This is a genomic window from Maritimibacter sp. HL-12 (assembly GCF_900177545.1).
In the GTDB taxonomy this organism is placed as follows: domain Bacteria; phylum Pseudomonadota; class Alphaproteobacteria; order Rhodobacterales; family Rhodobacteraceae; genus Sinisalibacter.
In genome coordinates, this window is the sequence record NZ_FXBQ01000001.1 from 2,349,642 (window position 1) to 2,372,103 (window position 22,462).

Consider the following 22,462-nt stretch of genomic DNA (forward strand, 5'->3'; position numbering starts at 1 on the left):
GAATGTGATTTTCCGGACCAGAGTAGCGATTAAGAGGGACGCCTTCCAGAGCCAACTGCCATGGAGCGGCGGTGCCTTGCGTTACGAGAGCGCGGCAGCTGCTAAGAGCCTGCACTGTCAAGCTCGAAGGCCGCGCCTTGACCGCCCCATTCCATTGGGAACGGCTCAAGCAGGCGCGCCAAGGTCATCTCTGGTACCTGCTTGCCGTCCAAGATCACCTCGACGATGTCGGGCGCGAGCAGAGTCAGGCGCAGGATGCGCGCCATGTAAGTGAAAGCGATGCCCTCTTGATCAGCCAGATCGGAAATCGACACGAAATCCCCCGACTCCAGCATCCGCTTCCAGCGGAAGGCGCGGGCCAGCGCCTTGACGAGGGTGCTGTCCGTCCGCCGCGGCTGCGCCGCTCCCTCCGGCAGCTGCATCTCCTTTCGGCCGCCGCGCTTCACGACGCGGAACGGGATATGAACAGTCACCGTTTCCGGCACTAGCTTCGCGCGGTTCATGCTACCGTTCCGAGATCAGCCATCATTTCCTGCGCCAGTGCGGTCAAACCGTCCACGCGCAGCCGGAGGTTCAGCCCGTCAGTATCGACATCGACCCGTTCGACTAACAGCGCCACGATGCGCGCCTGCTCGGCCGGGAAGAGTTCGTCCCACAGCGGGTCGAGCTGCTGCAGGGCGGCTTGGGCGTCGGTTTCAGCGATGCCGTCATTGTGGGCGCGCGCTGCCTTCCATGTGCCTGCCACGATCTCAGGCTGGCGGAACACGGTGCGCAGCTGGTCAATGACCGCGGTCTCAATCTCCCCTGCTGGCACGCGGCCGATGGGGCAGGATCCAGCGCCATGCTTCAGCACTGTCTGGCTGACATAGTAGCGGTACAGTCGCCCGCCCTTGCGGGTGTGGGTCGGCGAGAACGCGGCGCCATCGGGGCCGAACAGCAGCCCCTTCAGCAGCGCCGGCGTGTTGGCGCGGGTGCGCGCGGCGCGCTTGCGTGGGCTCTCCTGCAATATGGCGTGGACACGGTCCCACATTTCGCGGTTGATGAGCGCGTCATGCTCGCCGGGATAGCCATCGCCCTTGTGGACCGCTTCGCCGATATAGGCGCGGTTGTTCAGCATCCGGTAGAGGTACTTCTTGTCGATCGGGTTGCCGCGCGGGGTGCGGATACCGCGCTTGGCCACTTCGCGCGCGAGCACCGTGCAGGACCCGATCTCGAGGAAACGGGAGAAGATCCAGCGCACATGCTCGGCGCGTTCTTCGTCCACCAGCAGCTTCCGGTTCTCGACACGATAACCATAGGGCGGCACCCCGCCCATCCACATGCCCTTCCTGCGGCTCGCGGCGACCTTGTCGCGGATGCGCTCGGCGGTGACCTCTCGCTCGAATTGGGCGAACGAAAGCAGGATGTTGAGCGTCAGCCGCCCCATGGACGTGGTGGTGTTGAAGCTCTGCGTCACCGAGACGAAGGTGACCCCGTTGCGGTCGAACACCTCGACCAGCTTGGCGAAGTCCGCCAGCGAGCGGCTGAGGCGGTCGATCTTGTAGACGACGACCACGTCAACCAGCCCGTCCTCGATGTCTTCCAGCAGCCGCTTCAATCCGGGGCGTTCCAGCGTGCCGCCGGAAATGCCGCCGTCGTCATACTGATCGCGGACCAGCACCCAGCCTTCCGACCGCTGGCTGGCGATGTAGGCCTCGCAGGCCTCCCGCTGGGCATGCAGCGAGTTGAACTCCTGCTCGAGCCCTTCCTCGGAGGACTTTCGGGTGTAAATCGCGCATCGCAGTTTCCGGACGATTGGTTTGGTCATGCGCCCCTCCGGTGGTTTTTCAGGCCGAAGAAGACCCACCCGTTCCAGCGCGTACCGGTGATCGCGCGCGCGATGGCAGACAGCGACTTGTAGGGCCGCCCCTCCCATTCGAACCCGTCCACTGTGACGGTGACAACGTGCTCGACGCCCTGCCACTCGCGGATCAGCCGCGTGCCTACAATGGGCATCAGATCGGCACGGATGCGGCTTTTCTTGCGATCACCGCCGTCAAGCTGCTCGCCGAGGGCTTCGAGCCGCTTCACTGTTTCCGGCTTCAACCCGCCATAGGCCAGCTCCTGGATGCGATACGCCAGACGGCTCTCGAGGTAGCGGCGATTGAACGGCGGCGGCTCGCTGTCGAACAAATCGCGCCACTGCGCCTTCAGGTCTTGCGTCGAGGTGGTCTTGAGCGCGGCCAGGCGCGCGGGGATGGGATCATGCGTCGTCATGTTATCTCCTCATGAGTTGGAGTTGCATGACGGCATGCGCATGCCGGAGAGTGTAGGCGTATTTCTCCAGTATTGTCAGATTGTTCGCCACGCTCGCGCAACTTCAACCGGAGCAAACCGAGCGCGAGCAGACCGCACAGCTCAGTGCGGCGTTCGATGGCGGTCATCCGGTCGGGTGGGAGTGGATTGGGGCGTTTCATGCGGGACTCGGATTGGTTGTCTCCTTCAGCCTCTACTCGTCAAATCCCAAAACCGTCCCAGCCGAACACGTCCAGGTTGCAGAATCACTCCGAAGAACGTATCGGGAACGCTTAACTTTCAGGAAAGGGGATGCGTCGTGGCCGGCAATTTGAAGAAGTTCGTGAACCCCCGGTTCATCAAGACCATCGATCTCGCCCTGATCAAGCCGCTGTTGACGCGGCATGCGGGCAACTATCAGGGCTTTTCCCTGGACCTGCTGGATCAGGAAGAGGATGCCGCCCGCGAGGCGCTGCAAACGCTGTTGACCGGCCCCGAGGACAGCTATCCCGAAGGCTTGCGCGGTGACCTGCACCGGATCGCGGAACTGGGCGATGCCCGCGGCCTCGAGATCATCCAAGCGCAGGCAGCCCGTCAGGGCGTCGATCTGTTCCCCGACATGAAGACCGGCGACGAGGACGCGCCGAACAAGGCGCATGATCCCAAGCACATCGCCGTCCGGGTGTTTCTGGAACATCCCGATCTGTTCGACGCCGCCGCCGACCACATGGCGATGTTCACGGCCGATCGCCTGCACGAATATGCCGGGCGGGAACGGGGCGGTGCGATCGATCTGACGGAAGAAAAGGTCGAGGCGTTCCGTACGGCCGTCGCCGCGCTCTTCTGCGACGCGTTTCTCGGGGACTACTGCCGGGTCGGCGACTACGACGACGATGACGAGATCAACCTCGTGGTCAGCCACGGCTCCATGGTTTCGACCATGCCGGTCGTCGACGGCCAGGTCGAACGGGTCATCAGCGTCCGGCAGATTTCCCACGCGGTGCTGCGATATTCCGAGAATACCGGCATGCTGCGGCTGGCCCGTATCCGGAAGGCGCATCAGCCCGAGATCGCGGAACTCTTCGCTTCGATCATCCTCGACAGGCCCGGCTTCTTCGACGGCGACGATGCGCAGGATCTCTATACCCTGCACCCGGTCGAACTGGCCGGACCGGGCTTCGCCTTCGATGCCGCCTACGATCCGCTGATCGACAAGGTGCTGATCATCGAGGCGGCGGCCGACCTGATGGCGCCCGGCAAGAAGGGGTATCCTCGGGTGGTGCGCACGCTGCGGTCGCGGGATCTCGGCGGTGACGCGCTCCAGCATTTCGGGAGTACGCCGGTGTCATTCGGCGGTGCCTGGCGGCTTGGCGAGCTTGTGTTCCGGATCCTGTTCAAGGGCGATGGCAAGCGCCAACCCCAGGTTACGGTCAAGCTGCGGCCCCCTGGCGTCGTGCAGTTCCGCCGGACCCAGCACGAGGCGCGGGTGATGAAGCTGATCGAACGGAACGGGCTGATGAATGACCGAGACGATTTTGAGGTTGTTGACGCGGCTGAGTGAGGCTGGCGACGACGCGATCCTGCCCGGCGAGCTTGCCGCGCCCTTCTTCGGTCCGGTCTTCGATCGGCTGCTGGCGAAACGGATCGTCGTCGAACAGGCGCCGCTCTCCGACTGGGAGGTCTGCGATGCCTGCGAGTGTGGGTTGCCCTTTCGGCCGATCCGGAAAGTCGGCGATGCGTTTCGGGCTGAGTGCCCGTTCGATCATCGACAGGACATCGAACTCACCAAGGACGATTTGCGCGTATTTCGCATCGGAGCTGCGGCACTGGCATCCGTGATCGGCGCGGCTGCGGGATTTGGCGCGGCCCCGGAGCTGGCGGCGGAGAATGTCTGGCACCTCGGCGACACGCCATCGGGTCGGGCGGTGTTTCTTGCAATGGAGCCCGCGGCCCTGACCGGCGACGGCATCATCGCATCGTTACGCCAGGCGGCGCAGGGCGCGGACATCACGATCCTCGCACCGAAGTTGCCACCGGAGACTGCCCAGCGACACCAGGATGCGGGCTTTCATCTGGTCGAAACCCTCGCGGTGCTGATTCCTGCCTCGGATGGCCTCGGCGTCGCAATCGATGTCGCGGCTCTGGCGCCGGTTCCGCTGGCGCCCGTGCTTCGTGTGCGAAGGGCAACGGCCGAGGTTCAATGGGACAGTCGCTCCGTCATTCTGTCGCGTCAGATTTTCCCCGTGTTCGAACGCCTGCTGGAGAAAGCGATGTCGCGCGATCAGGTCGCCTCCGGAGCCCATGTCGAAGGCACGACGGCGCGCGAGGCCAAGGATCTAATCCGCGAGCTGCGCGACGCGTTCAAGGCTGCGGGGTTCACCGATGCCGAGAGCAAGGCCCTGATCATGACCGTCCGAGGAAGGGGCTACCGTCTAGGCGTCGTCGCTGCGGACATCGTTGTTGAAGACTGAACCGGTACCGTTCACCTACTTCAGGTAGGCTTTGAGAGCATTGACATCGGAAACATCCGGCATTCTGTGGATCATTCGATGGCAATTTGCGCAAAGGACTGCCAGATCGGATATCTTCAATTGTCGCGTCTCGAAGTTTTCCGCGTATGGTACCTTGTGATGAACTTCAAAAATCGACGCGCGAACGTTGTCGGTGTGCGTTATATTGCAGCATTCACATCTAAGGCCGTATTCATGAAGCGCCATTGCTCGAGCCTTGGAGCTGCGCTCAACACTACTTGTCCATTTCCTTCGTTTTTTCTCACTGCGGAATGTTTGCTGGATTCCTGCGACCAAACCTTCAAACCAACGGACCCAGGCAGAATCCTCGTTCCCGTAGAGAACTGGAAACTGGCCGGATGGTCTAGGCTGTAGCTCGTCGTGTCTGTTGCCCGCTGGGATCAGAAATGCATTTTCGGGCTGCACCTTCACTCTGCAATAGATCGGTGAACTGCCGGCTTCAAGATTATCAGGGTGCCTAATCGGATGCGAAAAGACCGTCGCATTCCTGTAATATCCGCACAACACACCGCTACTGATGAATATTACTGTGACGTTGGAGACTTCCGCGTCGCCTCTATTGCCACCCAGCCTGCTTAAGTCACCTCCACCTTCTTTCGGAAGGTAGCCATAAATGAACCCATCTGATGCGACCGAAAAGTTATGGATTTCATGGGGAACCTTGCCGCTTCGGCCATACCCCATGACTGGATCTGCAGATAGGTTCTCCCCGTCAAAGCGGGAAAAGTTTTCTACGCGCGCCAACAAGTATGTCATTTTAACCGCTCGATAGAATTTCAAGTATTGATTGTGGTTCATTTTTTCGAGGACTGCGGATGTTTCTTTCGTGGTTCGCGATTCTGTCGCCGATAGCCAGCATAGCCTCGAAACCGAACAGTAACAAAGGGATGAGACGGGTCGATTGCGCCCGCAGTATCCGAGTGACCAGCAACCACGGCAACAGCCTTGGAGCCGACCAAGGCATGAACAGGCGTAGCTGGTCTTCTGCCCGACTGGCTCTCTAACGCGGCCGGACCCACCAAACCCCCACCTTATTCCCACCCAGTTCCCACCTGCACGCCGACCGCATCCGGCACTTTGGGCTCATCAGAAACGATGACCGAGGCGCACAGCGATGCAGATCGAACTCTCCCCCGACGACATTGAAACCATCATCCACGAGGCCGATGAGGCGGCGCAACGGCTTCGGCGCAAGCTGACCCTGCCGGTCTGCGAGCGCGAGGATCTGGGTCAGGACCTCCTGGTCGATCTGCTGCGCCGCTTGCCCGCCTACGATCCCTCGCGCGGCAACATCGGCGCATTCGCCAACATCGTCCTGCGCAACCAGTCCTCGCGGATCGCGATGCGTCACCACCGCCAGCGCCGCGCGCAGGGTGGCGGGCTGCTGTCGCTCGATGCCCCCTCGGGTCCGGACGACCAGCGTCCGCTATCCGAGACCATCGGTGAGGACGAGGGCATGTCGGCCTGGCACGGCCAGGCGACCACCGCGTATGCCTCCACCGAGCAGCATCAGGCCGTGCAAACCGCGATTTCGCATCTGCCTGTCGAGGATCGTCACCTCTGCGCGGCGCTGGCGCATCGCCCGGTATCGGCACTGGTCTCCGAAGGTTTTGGCAGCCGGTCCGGGCTCTACCGCCGCATCGCTGATCTCCGCCACGTCCTCACCGCCCACGGCCTCGGTCCCTCCTGGGACGATGTGGCAGCGGCCTGAGTAGAGGGGAAAGGAGGAGATCATGTTCATGGAAACCACACCCTTCATCACGGTCCGCGCCAGCCGACCGCTTTCCGAGATCGAGTTCTGCGCCTGGGTGGCGCAGGCCGTTCCCGGCGACCGGCTGGAATACCACCGTGGCTTTCTGGTGCTCGACATCTTCCCTGTGTTTTCGGGGCTGTCGGATGCGGCACGCGCCGAGTTGAGCAGGCTTGGATCGCGGGCCTTCTGGGCCGCCGAGCAGGGTCTCGTGCATCTCGTGCAGGAGCGCGTGGGCCCGGATCAGTTCGCCTACATCGCCGTCGCCCGGCCCAAGCCCAAAGCCGCTGCCGTCTCGCTGTCCGAGCTGCTGCTCGCAGACGCGGAGGCCGCCTGATGCCCGCGTTTCAATCTTTCTTCACCGATCACGGAGACCCTTTCATGCCATTTCCCGACAACACCCCCACGCCTGACGATCTGCCGTCGCTCAGCGCGGCCGAGATCGCGGCCCTGCCGGTCGAGTTGCTGGCGATTCTGCAGCGCGAGATCGACGAGCGTCTGAAGCGCGACAAGGCTGCCAAGGCCCGCTTCGATGCCGGACTGGCTGTCCGCTATGCCACCCGCGCCGCCGAAGAACGGCAGGCTCAAGCCAAGGACACCGGCACCGTCCGGTTCGACGATGGTGATTTCACCGTGGTCGCTGATCTGCCGAAGCGGGTGGATTGGGATCAGGACCGACTGGCCGACATGGTCGCGCGGATCCGCGATGCAGGTGACGACCCTGCCGAATATGTCGATCTCTCCTTCAAGGTGCCGGAGCGCAAATACGCTGCATGGCCCGAGGCCATCCGGCAGGGTTTCGAGCCCGCGCGCACCGTCCGGCCCGGCACGCTGAAGGTCGAGATCCTCGCGCAGGGGGCTGACCAGTGAGCCTCCCCATCATAAGCGCCGACCAGCGATTGGCCGAGCCGCGCGGCATCAAGGGCTGCATCTTCGGGAAATCCGGTATTGGGAAGACTTCCCTCCTCTGGACCCTCGATCCTGACCGCACCTTGTTCATGGATCTCGAAGCGGGCGATCTCGCCATTGAGGGCTGGTCCGGTGACAGCATCCGGCCGCGGACCTGGACGGAATGCCGGGATTTCGCGGTGTTCATCGGCGGACCCAACCCGGCGCTGCGCGACGAGCAACCCTATAGCCCGGCGCATTACAATGCGGTCTGCGAACGCTTCGGAGATCCAACAGCACTCGATCGCTACGACACCATCTTCGTCGACTCGATCACTGTTGCCGGGCGGCTGTGCTTCGGCTGGTGCAAAGGCCAGCCCGAAGCGCTGTCGGAAAAGACCGGCAAGCCGGATGTGCGTGGCGCTTACGGCCTGCACGGCCGCGAGATGATCGGCTGGCTCACCCATTTGCAGCATACGCGGGCCAAGAACGTCTGGTTCGTCGGGATCCTCGACGAGAAGCTCGACGACTTCAATCGCAAGGTGTTCCGGCCGCAGATCGATGGCTCCAAGACCGGGCTCGAGCTGCCGGGGATCGTCGATGAGGTGATCACCATGGCGGAACTGAAGGCCGACGGCGGCGATCCGTATCGCGCCTTTGTCTGCCAGACGATCAACCCCTGGAGCTTTCCGGCCAAGGATCGCTCCGGCCGCCTGGCCCAAGTCGAAGAGCCTCATCTCGGCCGCCTGATGGCGAAGATCCGGACGGCAGCGGCGCCTCCATCCGACCGGCTGACCTACGCCCCGCCACCCGCCGATCCGGCCGGTGCCGACCTTTCCCAACCGCAATCCTGATCAAAAAAAGGAGGTTCCCCATGGGTTCCTGGAACGACTTCAACGACGCGCAAAGCAACTCCAACCTCATCCCCAAGGGCACGCTGGCCAAGGTGCGCCTGACCATCCGCCCCGGCGGGTTCGACGATGCCTCGCAAGGCTGGACCGGCGGCTATGCCACGCGCGGCTCCACTGGTGCTGTTTATCTCAACGGTGAGTTCACCGTGACCGAGGGTCCGTATGCCCGTCGCAAGATCTTCACGCTGATTGGCCTCTACAGCCCCAAGGGGCCGGATTGGACCAACATGGGCCGCAGCCTGGTGCGCGGCATGCTGAACTCGGCGCGCGGGATTTCCGACAAGGACATGTCGGCGGAAGCGCAGGCCGCGCGGCGCATCAGTGGCTTTGCCGATCTCGACGGGATCGAGTTCATCGCGCGCATCGACATCGGCACCGATGCCAGCGGCGACGACAAGAACGAGATCCGCAGCGCGGTCACGCCTGACCATCGCGACTATGCGCAGATCATGGGCACGGCGCCCCTGCCGTTCAGCGGTAACGCCGGGCCGGGGGCCACTCCGCAGCAGAATGCTGCCGCCCCAACGTCCTCGTCCAATCCGCCAGCAGCCAACCCCGGTGCCCCCGGGCGGCCGAGCTGGGCACAGTAAGGGGGGATCGGTCATGCGCCTTCGCCCCCGCCAGAAAACCTTCGTCGAGCGCAGTGTTGCTGCGCTTGGCCAACACGGCAACACGCTGGGCGTGGCGCCCACCGGCGCGGGCAAAACCATCATGCTCTCGGCGGTCACCGGTGAGATGATCGGCGATGGCGCCAATGCCTGTGTTCTGGCGCATCGCGATGAGTTGACCGCGCAGAACCGCGCCAAGTTCCAGCGCGTGGTGCCGAAGGTGTCCACTTCGGTGATCGACGCCACGACGAAATCCTGGAGCGGCGACGTCACCTTCGCCATGGTGCCCACACTGGCGCGGGCGCCGAACCTGGCCGACATGCCGCGTCTCGATCTTCTGGTGATCGACGAGGCGCACCATGCCGTCGCCGACAGCTACCGTCGCATCATTGATCGCGTGCGCGATGCTAACCCGGATGCGCGGATCTTCGGTGTCACGGCAACGCCGACGCGTGGCGACCGCAAGGGACTGCGCGAGGTCTTCGACAATGTCGCCGACCAGGTCCGGCTGGGCGAGCTGATCGCCTCGGGTCATTTGGTGCCGCCCCGCACCTTCGTCATCGACGTGGGCGTGCAGGACGAGCTGCGCTCGGTCCGCAAGACCATGTCGGATTTCGACATGACGGAGGTCGCGGGCATCATGGACCGCGCCCCGGTCACCGACGAGGTGATCCGCCACTGGGTCGAAAAGGCAGGCGACCGTCAGACCGTCGTCTTCTGTTCAACCGTCGCACACGCCGAGCATGTGGCCGAGGCGTTCCGCGTGGCCGGGATCCCAGCCGCACTGATCCATGGTGACCTGGCTTCCGAGACCCGCAAGGCCATCCTGACTGATTATGCCTCGGGCAATATCCGCGTGGTCGTCAATGTCGCCGTGCTGACGGAAGGCTGGGATCACCCACCGACGTCTTGCGTCGTGCTGCTGCGCCCCAGCTCCTACAAATCCACCATGATCCAGATGGTCGGGCGCGGGCTGCGCACCGTCGATCCGGAGGAGCACCCCGGCATCGTCAAGACCGACTGCGTGGTGCTGGATTTCGGGACGTCGAGCCTGATCCACGGAACGCTGGAACAGGATGTGGATCTGGATGGCAAGATCGGCACCGGTGAAGCTCCGACGAAAACTTGCCCGGCCTGCGCGGCGGAGATCCCGCTCGCCGCCACCGAATGCCCGCTCTGCGGCGAGGTATTGCTGCAGGATGAGGGCGAAGCCGGCGCGGACGCAATGCCGCTCTCGGGCTTTGTCATGACCGAGATCGACCTGCTGAAACGCTCCAGCTTCGCATGGGTCGATCTCTTCGGCACGGACGACGCGCTTATGGCCACGGGCTTCACAGCCTGGGGCGGCATCTTCTGGATGGACGGGGTCTGGTACGCCATTGGCGGCGCGAAGGGCGAGCGGCCACGCTTGCTGGGCGTCGGCGAACGCACCGTCTGCCTCGCGCAGGCCGACGATTGGCTCAACACCCACGAGAGCGATGAAAGCGCCTTCAAGACGCGAGGGTGGCTGCGCCAGCCACCGACGGACAAGCAGCTGAAATACCTGCCGCCCGAGTGCCGCCACGACTTCGGTCTGACGCGCTACCGCGCCTCGGCGCTGATGACCTTCGGCTTCAACAAGCGCGCCATCCAGGCGGCCGTGAACGCGGTGGCCGGATCCGAACGGAGGGCGGCATGACCCATGACATCTTCAACCCCCATCACGGCCGAGGAGCGGCGGCGTCTCTGGCATCCGCGTGGAACGCTCTGTGCTGTCTGCCGGCAACCCACGCGTGGTTTTGGCTGGCGCGATCCGCACCGCCCGGCGGCTTTGCCGCCACGATCATCGAAATATGCGCGTACGCGCACGTGGCGGCCCCGGCCATCGGTCTGGTTCTGCTCGATGCCCTGCCAAGGCTTGTGGACGCGTTTGGCGCGGGAGCGTGTGGCCATGGTTGACCTGACCGAAGAAGAGCGCGCCGCCATCACCGCCACCATGAAACGCGTCGCACTGGTGATGGACGAGATCGGTTGGCAGACCACATTCGCCGATCTGACCGAGGCACAGGTGCGCGCCCTGATCGAGGAGGCCGTCGAGGGGTTCCGCGAGGCCATGGCGGACATCGCCCGGGCCCAGACACCGGAGGTGCCGTTCTGATGCTGGACTTCAATCATCGCCCGTCCATGGCCGAGCGGATCAACGAACTGATCGACACCGCTCTCATTGCCGAGCGCGAGGCCACGCCGCCCCGGACTTATCTCGGCGCATCCCGCTTGGGTCATGCCTGCGAACGCGCGTTGCAATTCGAGTTTGCCGCTGCGCCAAAGGATGAGGGGGCTGATTTCGGCGGCCAGACGCTGCGGATATTCGCGATCGGCCACCAGTTAGAGGACCTCGCGATCCGCTGGCTGCGCGCGGTCGGGATCGATCTGGTCACGCAAAAACGCGATGGCGGCCAGTTCGGCTTTTCCGTCGCGGGCGGTCGCATCCGGGGCCATGTCGATGGGATCATTGCTGACGCTCCGGCAGCACTTGGTCTGCGCGCCCCGGCGCTCTGGGAATGCAAGACGATGAACGCGAAGAACTGGCGCGCCTGCGTCAAGGATGGGGTGACTGTCTCCAAACCCGTCTATGCCGCCCAGATCGCGATCTACCAGGCCTACATGGAGCCTTCGGTGCCGGGGATATCGGCCGCACCGGCGCTGTTCACCGCGATCAACAAGGACACCGCCGAGCTGCACCATGAGCTGGTGCCCTTCGATGCCGACCTGGCGCAGCGTATGTCCGACCGCGCCGTGAGGATCCTGCAGGCCACAGATGCAGGTGAACTGCTGCCCCGCATCGCCGCCAACCGCGATTTCTACGAATGCCGGTTCTGCGCCCACGCCGAGCGGTGTTGGGGGCAGGCTGCGTGACCGACGAGCCCACCGATCCATCAGAGCCCGACCAGGACACACCCATGCGCGACGACACAACTCCAGATATGCCGACGGAAAACATCGTCCATTTCAATCCGTGGCGCGACTTCAACGACGCAGCCCCGCAGATCGACGTCTTCGGCGACGAGCCCGACCCCGCGCAGATCGCAAAGTTCATGCAGGTCGTCTTTGGCTACTGCGACGGGCTGATCCCCGTCCGCAGTTTCATCGACAAGGGTCAGGGCATCGATGGCCGCCCGCATAACATCTGGATCGAAGCGGATGAGGCCGCCCCTGAGAAGATGGCGACCCTCGCGACATGGGCCTCGCGGGAGGGCGCAGCGGTCTATGTCATCCCCGGCACCGTGGCCGCGCCCGGTCAGGCCAAGGCCGCCGAGATCCTGCAGATGCAGACCGTGGTGGTCGATCTCGACACCGGCGACATTGCCGCCAAGCGCGCCCATCTGGAGCGCCATCTTGGTGCGCCGACCATGGTGGTGGAAAGCGGCGGTGTGACACCTGAGGGCCAGCGCAAGGCCCACGTCTGGTGGGCGCTCACCGAGCCCGCCGAGGGCGATGATATTCGTCGCGTCTGCCGACTACGCGGCGACATTGCTGCCAAGATCGGCGGGGATATGCATTTCCGCTCCGCTCACCAGCCGATCCGGGTCGCGGGCTCGGTCTATTACAAGAACAGCCTGAAAACGCAGGTCCGGATCGTCGAGTTGAACGCCGACCGCGAACGCGATCTGGCCGAGTTCACCGAGGCCGTGACTGACATGCCGCCCGCGGCGGGTGTGTCCCTGCAGCCCGAGTTCACCCATCCCGACAAGCCCGCCATGGACGATGTGCTGGTGACCCCCGTGCGCGAGGGCGCGCAGGACGACTGGTCCCGCTTCGAGGGCGCATCCGCTGCGATCGGCCATTTCATCCGCATGGTCCACGAGGGCCGGATGTCGAAGGACGAGGGCTGGGAAGGCATCTGCGGCTACAACGCCGCGATGCTGCGGCCCCAATGGCCGGTGGAGCGGCTCAAGCGCGAATCCGAGCGGCTCTGGGCCCGGCATGTCGAAAAGTATGGACCGCCACTGGTGCGGCTCGACAGCGCCGCCCCCGCGCCCGACGAGATGCCCGCCTTCACCTTGGGCGCGCTGCTGGATGACCAGAGCCCGATGCCCGAGGACATCATCGCGCCGCGCGTTCTGACGCCGGGCGGGCTGCTGGTGCTCGGTGGCGCACCCAAGGTGGGCAAGAGCGACCTTCTGATCTCCTGGCTGGTCCATATGGCGGCGGGCGTGCCGTTCCTCGGCTTCACCCCGCCGCGACCGCTGCGCATCTTCTACCTGCAGGCCGAGATCCAGTATCACTACCTGCGCGAGCGTCTGAAGCAGATCGCCCTGCCGCCAGAGGTGCTGGCCGCGGCGCGCGACACCTTCGTGGCCACACCCAAGCTGAAGATGCTGCTCGACAACGAGGGCAGTGTGCGCGTGGCACGCGCCGTGCAAAAAGCGTTCCCGGAGGCACCGCCCGACATCCTCTGCGTCGACCCGATCCGCAACCTCTTTGACGGCGGGCCCGATGGCGGCGGCGAAAACGACAACACCGCCATGATGTTCTTCCTCAAGGACCGCGTGGAAGTCCTGCGTGACCACATCGATCCCGACTGCGGCGTGATCCTTGTCCATCACACGAAGAAGCTCTCGAAGCACCAGGTCAAGGAGGACCCCTTCCTCGCACTCTCCGGCGCCAGCGCGCTGCGCGGCTTCTACACCACCGGCCTGATCCTGCATCGCCCCGACGAGGATTGCTCGCAGCGCAAGCTGGAGATCGAGCTGCGCAATGGTCCCGGGCTGCCGCCCAAGGTGATCGACAAGGTCGGCGGTCAATGGGTCGAGATCAACCCGATGAACGAACGCCTCGTCCGTCAGGAGGTCGGCGCAAAATACGATGCCGAGCGGGATCGGAAGGGCGAGGTGATCATCGATATCCTCGAACGCGAAGCGCGTGCGGGGCGCATGTACACCATGACGCTTTTCGCAGAGTCATTCGAGAACGAGGGCGGTCTGAGCGGACAAACGAGCATCCGTGACCGGCTGAACGTCCTGACCACCAAGGGCGTGATCAAGTTCGTCAAGGCGGATGCAGCCAGCGATCTGGGCTTGCCGACGGATCGAAGCAAATACGGATACCTGTGTACCGAATTCATGGAACTGGCGACAGGCGAAGACCTGGCCGATCCCGATACGGGTGAAGTCTTTCCCGCCCACATTCGCGTCCGCCCCAGCCATTACAAATGCGCGCAGACAGGGGCCGTCTTGCCGGTCGAAAACCCCGAGATCTGGGTCCGTCCGGAGGGGGCGAATTCATGAGTTTCGGTGCCCTGATCCCATCCGGAATCTGGCATCTCATATCCGGAATCTGGCCAGATTTCGCGAAATCTGGAATCTGCAATCTGGCCGTAATCTGGATTTTCACATTGGTTTTCAATGGCTTGAGGGGCTCATTCCAGATTTCGGATGGCCATCTCCGCAATCTGATCCGCAATCTGGATTATCTCAATGAATTCAGAGACTTCCGCCAGATTCCAGATTTCGGAAAAAGCACCCCTAAAGGGGTGGGTGGTCTCCCCCGCAAGGGGGGAGGCCACCACCCACCCCTGGGCAATTTTCTCGGGCCGAAGTTCTGGACCGAGATCAATCCGACGACGGCGGCCGGTACCGCCAAGCATCAACCGCCGTCGTCTTCCACCCGAGCAGCCAACCCGAAAAGGAGACCACCCATGGCTGATACGACTCTCGCCAGCGCCAATCTCGGCGCAACCCCGAAACCGCCCATGCCGCCAGAGCCCGCGCGGACCATCCTCGCCCTCGACCTCGGCACCACGACCGGCTGGGCGCTGCGCGGCTTCGACGGGCTGATCACCAGCGGCACCGCCAGCTTCAAGCCCCGCCGCTACGACGGCGGTGGCATGCGCTACCTGCGGTTCACCAACTGGCTGACGGAGCTGAACCGGTTGTCGGGGCCGATTGCGGCGATCTGGTTCGAAGAGGTCCGGCGCCATGCCGGCACCGACGCGAGCCACGTCTACGGGGGTCTGATGGCCACGCTGACCGCGTGGGCGGAACTGCGGAGCATCCCGTATGAGGGCGTCCCGGTTGGCACCATCAAGCGCCACGCCACCGGTCGCGGCAACGCGCCGAAGCAAGCCATGATTGACGCCGCCCGCAATCGTGGTTTCAGCCCGGCGGACGACAACGAGGCCGACGCCATCGCCATCCTGCTCTGGGCCATCGAGACCCGGGGAGGTGTGCAATGAGCGGCATGCGGTTCACGCCGAAGGGATACGGCGGACACCGCCGCGATCCCGACGAGGTCAAGCGCGACGGCTGGCATGAACAGCAGATGCTGGCGGTTTCGCTCGATGATCATCGGCTCACCTGGCCCGAGCGCGAACTGGTCCGCCAGCTGGGCGAAAAGCTCTACGGTAAGCTGCCTGCAGTCCGGGAGGTGCGCAATGGTCGATGACTGGACCACAGGCCCTGTGCAGGACCGGTTGGAACTGGCGGCGGATGTGTTCCGCCAGTTGCCCGGCGTGAAACCCACGGGGTATTTCAACGCCTGGCCCGAGTACTTCCACAGCTTCGGCGACAAGGTTGGCCAGGAGCCGCGGATGCGTCGCCCCCGGCCGGGCCCGCGCGAGATCACGCAGGCCGAGGAGGCGCTGCTCTGGCTGCGCTGGCTCGAGAAGGACGATGCGCGGATCGTCTGGCTCCGGGCCAACGGCCGGCAGTGGAAGCCGATCTGCTGGGAGCTGGGGATCAGCCGCGCCACGGCGAACCGGCGCTGGCAGTACGGCATCGCGGTGATCGTCTGGCGGCTGAACGGCCGTCGCATTCCCAAGGGCAGGTCGAAGCAGTTCGTGGTTTCGAAGGCGGACGGAACTTGAATAGGGAACGAAGCCTATTCAAGTTTGAGGCCATATGCCTTAATAAGGCGCAACGGTTGTTAAAGGTTCGCACGATGACGGAAGACCGCAATCAAAGGCTGGGCACCTTCGTTGAAACAAACGCGGGCGGCGAATGCGTGCGCGCCTTCGTGCCTGCGCCGCTGCCGCCAGACCCGCCGCTGGACCTGCCGCAGCTGATGAGCGTCTACGAGCGTGCCATCGCCGCGGTCGGCCGCCTCGACGGGGTGACGACGATCCTGCCGTCAACGCCGCTTTTCCTCTACATGTACGTCCGCAAGGAGGCGCTGCTGTCGTCGCAGATCGAGGGGACGCAGTCCTCGCTGTCCGACCTGCTGCTCTTCGAAAACGACGAGGCGCCCACGGTCGAACTGGACGATGTCACCGAGGTGTCCAACTACGTCGCGGCGATCGAGCATGGCGTCGCCCGTATCCGCGGCGGCTTCCCGCTTTCGCTCAGGCTGATCCGTGAGATGCACGAGATCATTCTGAGGTCCGGTCGCGGCGCCACCAAGCAGCCCGGCGAGTTCCGCCGTTCGCAGAACTGGATCGGGGGCACACGTCCGGGCAACGCCCTGTTCGTGCCGCCGCCGCCAAACCACCTCGACGCCTGCCTCGATGCATTCGAACACTTCCTGCACTCTCGCGAAGCGGGCCTCCCGCCGCTCATCCGGGCCGGGCTTGCCCACGTCCAGTTCGAGAGCATCCACCCGTTCCTCGACGGTAATGGCCGGCTGGGACGGTTGCTCATCACGCTCGTCCTCGTCGAGGCCGGCGTTCTGCGCGAGCCGATCCTCTACCTCAGCCTGTTCCTGAAGTCCCGGCGTGACGACTACTACCGGCTCCTGCAGGAAGTCCGCCAGGCCGGCGCCTGGGAAGCCTGGATGGAGTTCTTCCTCACCGGGGTCGCAGAGACGGCCGAGCAAGCCTCGGAGACCGCACGCGACCTGATCGCCATGTTCGAGGCGCACCGCCAGCAGATCGGAACGCTCGGACGGTCCGCACCGTCGGCGCTGCGTGTGCATGAGTTCATGCAGGCCCGGCCGATCGTCACCATCCAGACGGTCGCGGACGGTCTCAAGACCTCGTTCCCGACCGCGAGTGGCGCGCTCGAGAAGCTGGCGGATCTTGGCATCGTGCGCGAGACGACCGGCAAGCAGCGCGGCCGCATTTACGCATATTCCGACTATCTCGCGCTTCTGAATCGGGGAACTGAGCCGTTGCGCGCCTGATCGCCGTCAAGCCTGTCAACCCCTTCCGGAATCGTGAGACATTTTTCCGTGAGACACCGGCGGACGAGACAAATCCGGCGCTGTGGGCTACAAATCGGGCATACTCGCGAGAGACGTGGGTGAGAGACGGATTGTACGGGTCCTTCCCGGCCGCAAACGTATACGGGGGGGCGAAGTGCTGCGCTTTCCCAGTGACGCCACCGAAAACAGCCGTTTCGTTTCGCTTTGCGCGCATCCCCAAAGAAACAAGGGCCGGACGGCCTGACGCACCACGCCCGAACCGAAACGGGGGGCTGACCCCATTTCGGTTCGCGCCCTGCGAGAGGGTCGGTGCGCTGCAGGTGGTCTGCCGACAGCGCTTCCGGCGGATGCGGGTTGGCGGGGATCGCGCCAACCTTTGGTGAGAGCTACTTGATCTTCTTGCCGGCAAGAACGAGCGAGGACTTGCCCTCTGCCGCAGCAGCAGTCGCCGAAACCTTCGGCTTCTCCTGCTTGGGTTTCTTGATCTCTTTGTTCCCGCGTTTGTTGTTGCCCTTGGACATTGAGTTTCCTTCAGCCAAATGATCGACAAGCTCATGCCAGCCGACGAGGTGCAGTGGAAAATCAGGGTTGCCTGACTTTGATATCGTCAGGGCGATGATCTTGGAGGAAGGCTGCAATTCAAACCGGCTACGCACCCCGAGAGCTCGTCGGTCTGCAACTGCATGGACAGAATAGCCGCCCTTGTCTGCGCATACCATTGAAATCTGAACCCGACCGCAGGCGATCGGCACCGAACCGCCTCATCCCAATCCGGAAGCCATCCATGGACGTCTTGGACCTGCCGCTCGAGCAGATCATTCCCTATGCGCGCAACCCGCGCAACAACGCGCAGGCCATCGCCACGGTTGCGGCTTCAATCCAGGAGTTTGGCTGGCGCCAGCCCATCGTGGTCGATGAGGCGATGGTGGTTCTGGCCGGGCACACGCGGCTGGAAGCAGCCCGCAAGCTCGGCCTGAAGACCGCGCCGGTGCATGTTGCCAAGGGGCTGACCGAGGCCCAGGCCCGCGCTTTCCGGATCATGGACAACCGCTCGAGCGAGAACGCCGAGTGGGACAAGGACCTGCTGAACCTCGAACTGGCGGACCTGCTTGAGGCGGATTTTGATCTTGGCCTGACGGGTTTCACCGATGACGAGTTGAACGCGCTGATGAACAGCCTCGATGCGGGAACCGGCCCGCAGGAGGGCGAGGATGACATTCCGGACATCCCGGAAGATCCGGTCAGCCGCCCCGGCGACATGTGGATCCTCGGCAACCACCGGCTGCTCTGCGGCGACAGCACGGTGGCCACCGATGTCGAACGGGTGCTGGACGGCGTGACGCCGCTCATCATGTGCACAGACCCACCCTACGGTGTGGACTACGACCCGAGCTGGCGCAACCAGGCGGGCGCGGCCAAGACCAAACGCACCGGCAAGGTGCTGAACGACGACCGTGCGGATTGGCGCGAGGCCTGGGCGCTGTTTCCCGGCGACGTCGCCTATGTCTGGCACGGCGCGCTGCACGCGGGAGAGGTCGCGGAAAGCCTTGAGGCGGCTGGCTTCAACATCCGCTCGCAGATCATCTGGGCCAAGGAACGGCTGGTGCTGAGCCGGGGCGATTATCACTGGCAGCACGAGCCGGCCTGGTACGCTGTCAAGAAGACCGGCAAGGGTCACTGGGCGGGCGATCGCAAGCAGACGACGCTGTGGCAGATCCCGAGCAAGGACCAGGACGCCAAGACGGTACACGGGACGCAGAAACCCGTCGAATGCATGCGCCGCCCGATACTCAACAACTCCAGCCCGGGTCAGGCCGTCTACGAGCCCTTCATGGGGTCGGGGACCACGCTGATCGCGGCCGAGACCACCGGGCGGGTCTGCTACGGAATCGAGTTGAACCCGGCTTACGTCGATGTGGCGGTGGAGCGGTGGCAGCAGTTCACTGGCAAGGACGCCGTTCTCTCGGACTCGGACGAGACGTTCAACACGATCAAGACCAAAGAAGATTGAGGCATGCATGACCTGGCTTTACCTTCCTCCAGAGACGCTTCCGGAGCCGGAGACGCATGCCTCTTCGGCCTCTCGCTCTGTTCCGGCGCAGGTGGTCTCGACCTCGGGCTCACCATCGCCATCCCCGGATATCGTGCTGTGGGCCATGTCGAACGGGAAACCTACGCCGCAGCCACTCTCGTGGCGCGGATGGAAGACGCGTCCCTGGATCAGGCTGTTGTCTGGGACGATGTTGGAACCTTCGACGGCCGCCCTTGGCGTGGCGCGGTGGATATCGTCACTGCGGGCTATCCGTGCCAGCCGTTCTCCGTCGCGGGAAAGCGCCGGGGCGCGGACGACCCGCGCCACCTCTGGCCGCATGTCGCGCGCATCATCGCCGAAGTCGAACCGCCCTTCGTCTTCCTTGAGAATGTCGCCAATCATCTCCGCCTCGGTTTCCCCGAAGTCGCCAGCGGACTGGTCGGCATGGGCTACAAGCTTGCGGCAGGCCTCTTTACGGCGGCGGAAGTCGGTGCGCCCCACAAGCGCGAGCGGCTCTTCATCCTCGCCGTCCGCGAGGGCGATGAGTTGGCCGACCCCGCGCGCCTGCTCTGGGACCCGGTCGAGTGGCGGAAACCGAACGGAACTGCTGCGGCTGTGGCCGACGCCGAGGGCCAGCGCCAACGAGAACCGGCAAACCAAGCCGACGCCCTCGCAGGAAGCGGGCCGGCACGGAATGAACCTCGCGACGAGCGCCGCGCTGTGGCCGACGCCGCAGACGGACAGTTTCCGCAGCCGGGGTGGCGACCGGAAACACGAAAAGGGTCTGGACGGAATGGCGCGCGACTGGCCGACGCCGATGGCGAACGACGGCTGCAAGCCGAGTGCTGGGAACCGCAAGACGGCCGATCTGACCCATGCCAGCCGCATGTGGATGACGCCGACAGCGCGGGATCACAAGGACGGGGCGACGACACTGGCGAACACGCCGGTCAACGGGCTGCTTGGCCGCCAGGTCCTGGTGACGCCGATGGGTGGGAACGATACCTGCGATGCGCGCCGTACCTTGAACCCGCTGTTCGTCGAGGCTCTGATGGGTTGGCCCATCGGGTGGACCGGCTTCGCCTCTGTGGCAACGGCGTGGTTCCCTTGGTTGCAGCGCATGCGCTGCGAACTTTGGCTGCTCAACTGCTGGCCGATGGATGAGGTGGTGGGATGAAGCAGTCGCGCGCCATGTCGCTGGTCGAGTCCGTCGCCAACGTGATCGTCGGTTACGGCGTCGCCGTCGTGACGCAGATCCTGCTTTTCCCGATCTTCGGGCTGCACACGACGCTGACGCAAAACCTGAAGATGGGCGCGGTGTTCACCGTGGTGAGCATAGCGCGGTCTTACGTCCTGCGGCGACTGTTCGAGGCGATGCGTACAAAAAACTCTCCGTCACTCGATAACTCGGGCTAACGCCAGCTTGCCGAAGTGCTTATCTTCGTTGCGATAAAGCACAGAGGTTGAACATGGCCCGAGGGAAACCTGTTGAAATCGCGACCCGCAGCTTCGACAATCAGTCGAAGGCGACAGAATTTTTTCGCGAGATGTTGGGTCGCTACAAGGCCGGTGACCGGGTCTCCGATGATGACGCTCTGGACTTGTCAGCATTGCTTGAGCGCCATGATGAGTACCCGCAGAAGGTGGGCAAAGGCGTCGATCATTTCGAAGTTATGGCAACAGAGCACGGGACGAACTGCTTCAGGATCGTCCGCATTGATGGCACGGGAACGGACTTCTCCTACAGGCACTGCATCACCCAACGGCCGCCAAGCAGAAAGCAAGAGGTTTCGGCGGCTTTTCGTCGAGTCATTCAGTTCGATCTATATGCTGCTCGTGACAAGTTTTTTTCCGATCATCGTGGTGAGGACGGCAAAGTCTCGTGCGCCGTGACACGTGAAAGGATTGTACGGGACGAAGCGCACATGGATCACAGGCCGCCAATGACTTTCGAAGTCATCGTCACAACCTTCCTTGAAGGGCGTGGAATGAATCTCGATCAGGTGCCGATTACATCAGGGCTAGACGAGCAAGTATCGCCAGAAGTCACCGATGGGGATTTGGCTGAAGCATTTCGCGGCTATCACTCGCGAGTTGCGAAGCTTGATATCGTGAAGAGTGCGATCAACCTTGCACAGTCATCCCGCAACAGGATCAAGGATGGCCGGGTGAAGCTGACCTAACCCGACCGTCTGGGGTCCCAATCTTTCACAAGATCCGGTAGACCCGCCCGCGTCCTTCGATCTTCTCCGAGGTCACTTCGAGTCCGAGTTTCTTCTTTAGCGCCCCGGCCATCGCGCCGCGCACCGTGTGCGACTGCCAGCCCGTCGCGACCATGATCTCTTCGATGGTCGCGCCGTCCGGCGCGCGCAGCATGGCGATCAGCGTTGCCTGCTTGGTGCCCTCGCGCGGCGTGCGCGTCTTGGGCGCAGTCTCCGGTTCGGTGGGGGTGTCCGGCGCGGGCTCCTCGGTCGGCGCGTCCGTCGCGCCCGCAGGCGCGGTGTTCGCGTCCACGGCCTCGATGCCGATGGCGGCGAGGCCCGCGTCGGTGGCCACCAGCGTGACGCCGTGGCCATCGCCGGTCTCGCGCCACATGGGCTCGCCCTTGCGCATGTCGGCGTCGACCTCTTCGAGGAAGCCCTTCGCGAGCATCGCGTCGACCACCTTGGCTGCGGCGCCGCCGCGCAGGCTGTCAGGCAGCGGCAGGGCGATGTGCTCGGGCCGCTGGGCAGCTTTGCTCAGGATCAGGGCTTGGGTGTCGGAAAGCTGGGTCATATTCGTCTCCCGTATCGGGGCGCGCGGGATGCGGGCCCTTCTACGAGGTCGAGCCCGCCAGTCGGCGGGCGGGACCCGGGAAGCGTTTGTTCACTCCGCGTGTTCGCCCTCGCCGAAGGCGCTGTCGGTGATGCGCTTGAGCAGGCTGGCGTAGTGTTCGAGGGTGCCGACCATCGCCCAGCCCACCTCGTCGGGGTGGCAGTTGAAATGGTCGTCGCTGAGCGCCTGCAGGCGGGCGAGCATTTCGTCGATCTCGGCCTTCTTTCCAATGAAGGCACTGAGGGCGGCTTCCTTGTTGCGCCGAGCCTTCTCGGCGCGGAGTTCGTGGCGCGGGGTGGTGATCGGGTTCAGACGGGGCGTGGTCATCGTCGTGGCCCTCAGTTCTGCTGTTTGATCAGGGCGAGGATCGCGCAGGCCATCCCGCCGAGGTACTCGCTGCGCCGGAAGACGATTTCGTCGATCTCGTTTGCGGTGTTGATGGTGGGGTCGACGGTGAGGTCTGCCGCCATGTGCGGCAGGAGGCGTTTGGCCTCGGCGTTGTAGCGTTCTGCGATGGTCATGTGGGTGACTCCTGGCTG

28 protein-coding genes and 1 pseudogene are annotated in these 22,462 nt (G+C 63.9%); 21 read left to right on the top strand and 8 right to left on the bottom strand.

The window, feature by feature from the left end; translation table 11 throughout:
- Nucleotides 1-101: 101 nt before the first annotated feature.
- Genes B9Y97_RS11780 through B9Y97_RS11790 form a run of 3 tightly spaced genes read right to left on the bottom strand, consistent with a single transcriptional unit; the run spans nt 102 to nt 2,256 of the window.
- On the bottom strand, nt 102-503 hold the full coding sequence (locus B9Y97_RS11780; protein ID WP_085526919.1) for a hypothetical protein: 402 nt from the start codon (nt 501-503) through the stop codon (nt 102-104).
- Nucleotides 500-1,807, bottom strand: a complete 1,308-nt coding sequence (locus B9Y97_RS11785) for a recombinase family protein (RefSeq protein WP_085526920.1) — start codon at nt 1,805-1,807, stop codon at nt 500-502. Before B9Y97_RS11785 ends, B9Y97_RS11780 begins: the two co-directional genes overlap by 4 nt.
- Nucleotides 1,804-2,256, bottom strand: a complete 453-nt coding sequence (locus B9Y97_RS11790; RefSeq protein WP_085526921.1) for a DUF2924 domain-containing protein — start codon at nt 2,254-2,256, stop codon at nt 1,804-1,806. Before B9Y97_RS11790 ends, B9Y97_RS11785 begins: the two co-directional genes overlap by 4 nt.
- Nucleotides 2,257-2,593: 337 nt before the next feature.
- On the opposite strand from B9Y97_RS11790, the gene B9Y97_RS11800 reads away from it, so the two are divergent.
- Together B9Y97_RS11800 and B9Y97_RS11805 are read left to right on the top strand one after the other, a co-directional pair.
- Entirely contained in the window at nt 2,594-3,835 is a 1,242-nt protein-coding gene (locus tag B9Y97_RS11800) for a hypothetical protein (protein ID WP_085526923.1), read from the top strand.
- A complete protein-coding gene (locus B9Y97_RS11805; RefSeq protein ID WP_139828286.1) occupies nt 3,795-4,745 on the top strand; it encodes a helix-turn-helix domain-containing protein in 951 nt (316 codons plus the stop codon). The genes B9Y97_RS11800 and B9Y97_RS11805 overlap by 41 nt, the downstream gene beginning before the upstream one ends.
- A gap of 15 nt (nt 4,746-4,760) precedes the next feature.
- On the opposite strand, the gene B9Y97_RS11810 is transcribed toward B9Y97_RS11805, so the two are convergent.
- Entirely contained in the window at nt 4,761-5,603 is an 843-nt protein-coding gene (locus B9Y97_RS11810) for an HNH endonuclease (RefSeq protein WP_085526925.1), read from the bottom strand.
- A gap of 316 nt (nt 5,604-5,919) precedes the next feature.
- On the opposite strand from B9Y97_RS11810, the gene B9Y97_RS11815 reads away from it, so the two are divergent.
- The 14 genes from B9Y97_RS11815 to B9Y97_RS11880 all read left to right on the top strand — a co-directional run bounded on the left by B9Y97_RS11815 (nt 5,920) and on the right by B9Y97_RS11880 (nt 17,056).
- Nucleotides 5,920-6,516: a sigma factor gene (locus tag B9Y97_RS11815; protein WP_085526926.1), complete on the top strand. Its 597-nt coding sequence runs from the start codon at nt 5,920-5,922 to the stop codon at nt 6,514-6,516.
- A gap of 22 nt (nt 6,517-6,538) precedes the next feature.
- Entirely contained in the window at nt 6,539-6,892 is a 354-nt protein-coding gene (locus B9Y97_RS11820) for a hypothetical protein (protein WP_176224355.1), read from the top strand.
- A 44-nt stretch (nt 6,893-6,936) separates the two neighbouring features.
- On the top strand, nt 6,937-7,425 hold the full coding sequence (locus tag B9Y97_RS11825) for a hypothetical protein (protein ID WP_085528231.1): 489 nt from the start codon (nt 6,937-6,939) through the stop codon (nt 7,423-7,425).
- Nucleotides 7,422-8,297, top strand: coding sequence for an ATP-binding protein (locus B9Y97_RS11830; RefSeq protein ID WP_085526927.1), 876 nt, complete (start codon nt 7,422-7,424; stop codon nt 8,295-8,297). Before B9Y97_RS11825 ends, B9Y97_RS11830 begins: the two co-directional genes overlap by 4 nt.
- Nucleotides 8,298-8,317: 20 nt before the next feature.
- Nucleotides 8,318-8,944 carry a hypothetical protein gene (locus B9Y97_RS11835; RefSeq protein WP_085526928.1) on the top strand — a complete coding sequence of 209 codons (627 nt, stop codon included), beginning with the start codon at nt 8,318-8,320 and terminating at the stop codon, nt 8,942-8,944.
- Between the two features lie 13 nt (nt 8,945-8,957).
- Nucleotides 8,958-10,640 carry a DEAD/DEAH box helicase gene (locus B9Y97_RS11840; RefSeq protein WP_085526929.1) on the top strand — a complete coding sequence of 561 codons (1,683 nt, stop codon included), beginning with the start codon at nt 8,958-8,960 and terminating at the stop codon, nt 10,638-10,640.
- Nucleotides 10,637-10,900 (top strand): hypothetical protein, encoded by a 264-nt coding sequence (locus B9Y97_RS17940; protein WP_139828287.1) that lies wholly within the window; start codon nt 10,637-10,639, stop codon nt 10,898-10,900. The genes B9Y97_RS11840 and B9Y97_RS17940 overlap by 4 nt, the downstream gene beginning before the upstream one ends.
- Entirely contained in the window at nt 10,893-11,099 is a 207-nt protein-coding gene (locus tag B9Y97_RS11845) for a DUF6511 domain-containing protein (protein ID WP_085526930.1), read from the top strand. Before B9Y97_RS17940 ends, B9Y97_RS11845 begins: the two co-directional genes overlap by 8 nt.
- Nucleotides 11,099-11,857: a hypothetical protein gene (locus B9Y97_RS11850; RefSeq protein ID WP_085526931.1), complete on the top strand. Its 759-nt coding sequence runs from the start codon at nt 11,099-11,101 to the stop codon at nt 11,855-11,857. The genes B9Y97_RS11845 and B9Y97_RS11850 overlap by 1 nt, the downstream gene beginning before the upstream one ends.
- Before the next feature lie 44 nt (nt 11,858-11,901).
- Nucleotides 11,902-14,229 (top strand): AAA family ATPase, encoded by a 2,328-nt coding sequence (locus tag B9Y97_RS11855; RefSeq protein WP_176224356.1) that lies wholly within the window; start codon nt 11,902-11,904, stop codon nt 14,227-14,229.
- A gap of 464 nt (nt 14,230-14,693) precedes the next feature.
- Nucleotides 14,694-15,176, top strand: a complete 483-nt coding sequence (locus tag B9Y97_RS11865) for a crossover junction endodeoxyribonuclease RuvC (RefSeq protein WP_085528233.1) — start codon at nt 14,694-14,696, stop codon at nt 15,174-15,176.
- A gap of 5 nt (nt 15,177-15,181) precedes the next feature.
- Complete coding sequence (locus tag B9Y97_RS11870) at nt 15,182-15,385, top strand: hypothetical protein (protein ID WP_139828424.1); 204 nt, start codon at nt 15,182-15,184, stop codon at nt 15,383-15,385.
- Nucleotides 15,375-15,806 (top strand): DUF6362 family protein, encoded by a 432-nt coding sequence (locus B9Y97_RS11875; RefSeq protein ID WP_085526934.1) that lies wholly within the window; start codon nt 15,375-15,377, stop codon nt 15,804-15,806. The genes B9Y97_RS11870 and B9Y97_RS11875 overlap by 11 nt, the downstream gene beginning before the upstream one ends.
- A 74-nt stretch (nt 15,807-15,880) precedes the next feature.
- Nucleotides 15,881-17,056 carry a Fic family protein gene (locus tag B9Y97_RS11880; RefSeq protein WP_085526935.1) on the top strand — a complete coding sequence of 392 codons (1,176 nt, stop codon included), beginning with the start codon at nt 15,881-15,883 and terminating at the stop codon, nt 17,054-17,056.
- Nucleotides 17,057-17,463: 407 nt separating this feature from the next.
- Here B9Y97_RS11880 and B9Y97_RS17945 read toward each other — a convergent pair whose 3' ends face one another.
- The gene (locus B9Y97_RS17945; RefSeq protein WP_139828288.1) at nt 17,464-17,829 is read right to left on the bottom strand and encodes a hypothetical protein; all 366 of its coding nucleotides are present in this window, start codon (nt 17,827-17,829) and stop codon (nt 17,464-17,466) included.
- Nucleotides 17,830-17,861: 32 nt separating this feature from the next.
- Here B9Y97_RS17945 and B9Y97_RS11885 point away from each other — a divergent pair, with 32 nt between their 5' ends.
- From B9Y97_RS11885 to B9Y97_RS11900, 5 genes and pseudogenes are all read left to right on the top strand, one after another.
- Complete coding sequence (locus B9Y97_RS11885; RefSeq protein ID WP_085526936.1) at nt 17,862-19,088, top strand: DNA modification methylase; 1,227 nt, start codon at nt 17,862-17,864, stop codon at nt 19,086-19,088.
- A gap of 3 nt (nt 19,089-19,091) precedes the next feature.
- Nucleotides 19,092-19,601 (top strand): annotated as a pseudogene (locus tag B9Y97_RS18360) (DNA cytosine methyltransferase); the annotation flags it as partial.
- 202 nt (nt 19,602-19,803) lie between these two features.
- Nucleotides 19,804-20,286 carry a hypothetical protein gene (locus B9Y97_RS18365; protein ID WP_254900987.1) on the top strand — a complete coding sequence of 161 codons (483 nt, stop codon included), beginning with the start codon at nt 19,804-19,806 and terminating at the stop codon, nt 20,284-20,286.
- The gene (locus B9Y97_RS18135) at nt 20,283-20,525 is read left to right on the top strand and encodes a DUF7220 family protein (RefSeq protein WP_085526938.1); all 243 of its coding nucleotides are present in this window, start codon (nt 20,283-20,285) and stop codon (nt 20,523-20,525) included. Before B9Y97_RS18365 ends, B9Y97_RS18135 begins: the two co-directional genes overlap by 4 nt.
- A 53-nt stretch (nt 20,526-20,578) precedes the next feature.
- The gene (locus B9Y97_RS11900; RefSeq protein ID WP_085526939.1) at nt 20,579-21,292 is read left to right on the top strand and encodes a DCL family protein; all 714 of its coding nucleotides are present in this window, start codon (nt 20,579-20,581) and stop codon (nt 21,290-21,292) included.
- Between the two features lie 25 nt (nt 21,293-21,317).
- Here B9Y97_RS11900 and B9Y97_RS11905 read toward each other — a convergent pair whose 3' ends face one another.
- The 3 genes from B9Y97_RS11905 to B9Y97_RS18140 form a co-directional block, all read right to left on the bottom strand.
- The gene (locus tag B9Y97_RS11905; RefSeq protein ID WP_085526940.1) at nt 21,318-21,884 is read right to left on the bottom strand and encodes a DUF3489 domain-containing protein; all 567 of its coding nucleotides are present in this window, start codon (nt 21,882-21,884) and stop codon (nt 21,318-21,320) included.
- 90 nt (nt 21,885-21,974) lie between these two features.
- Nucleotides 21,975-22,250, bottom strand: coding sequence for a hypothetical protein (locus tag B9Y97_RS11910; RefSeq protein WP_085526941.1), 276 nt, complete (start codon nt 22,248-22,250; stop codon nt 21,975-21,977).
- Nucleotides 22,251-22,261: 11 nt separating this feature from the next.
- Complete coding sequence (locus B9Y97_RS18140) at nt 22,262-22,444, bottom strand: hypothetical protein (RefSeq protein WP_176224357.1); 183 nt, start codon at nt 22,442-22,444, stop codon at nt 22,262-22,264.
- Between the last annotated feature and the right edge of the window lie 18 nt (nt 22,445-22,462).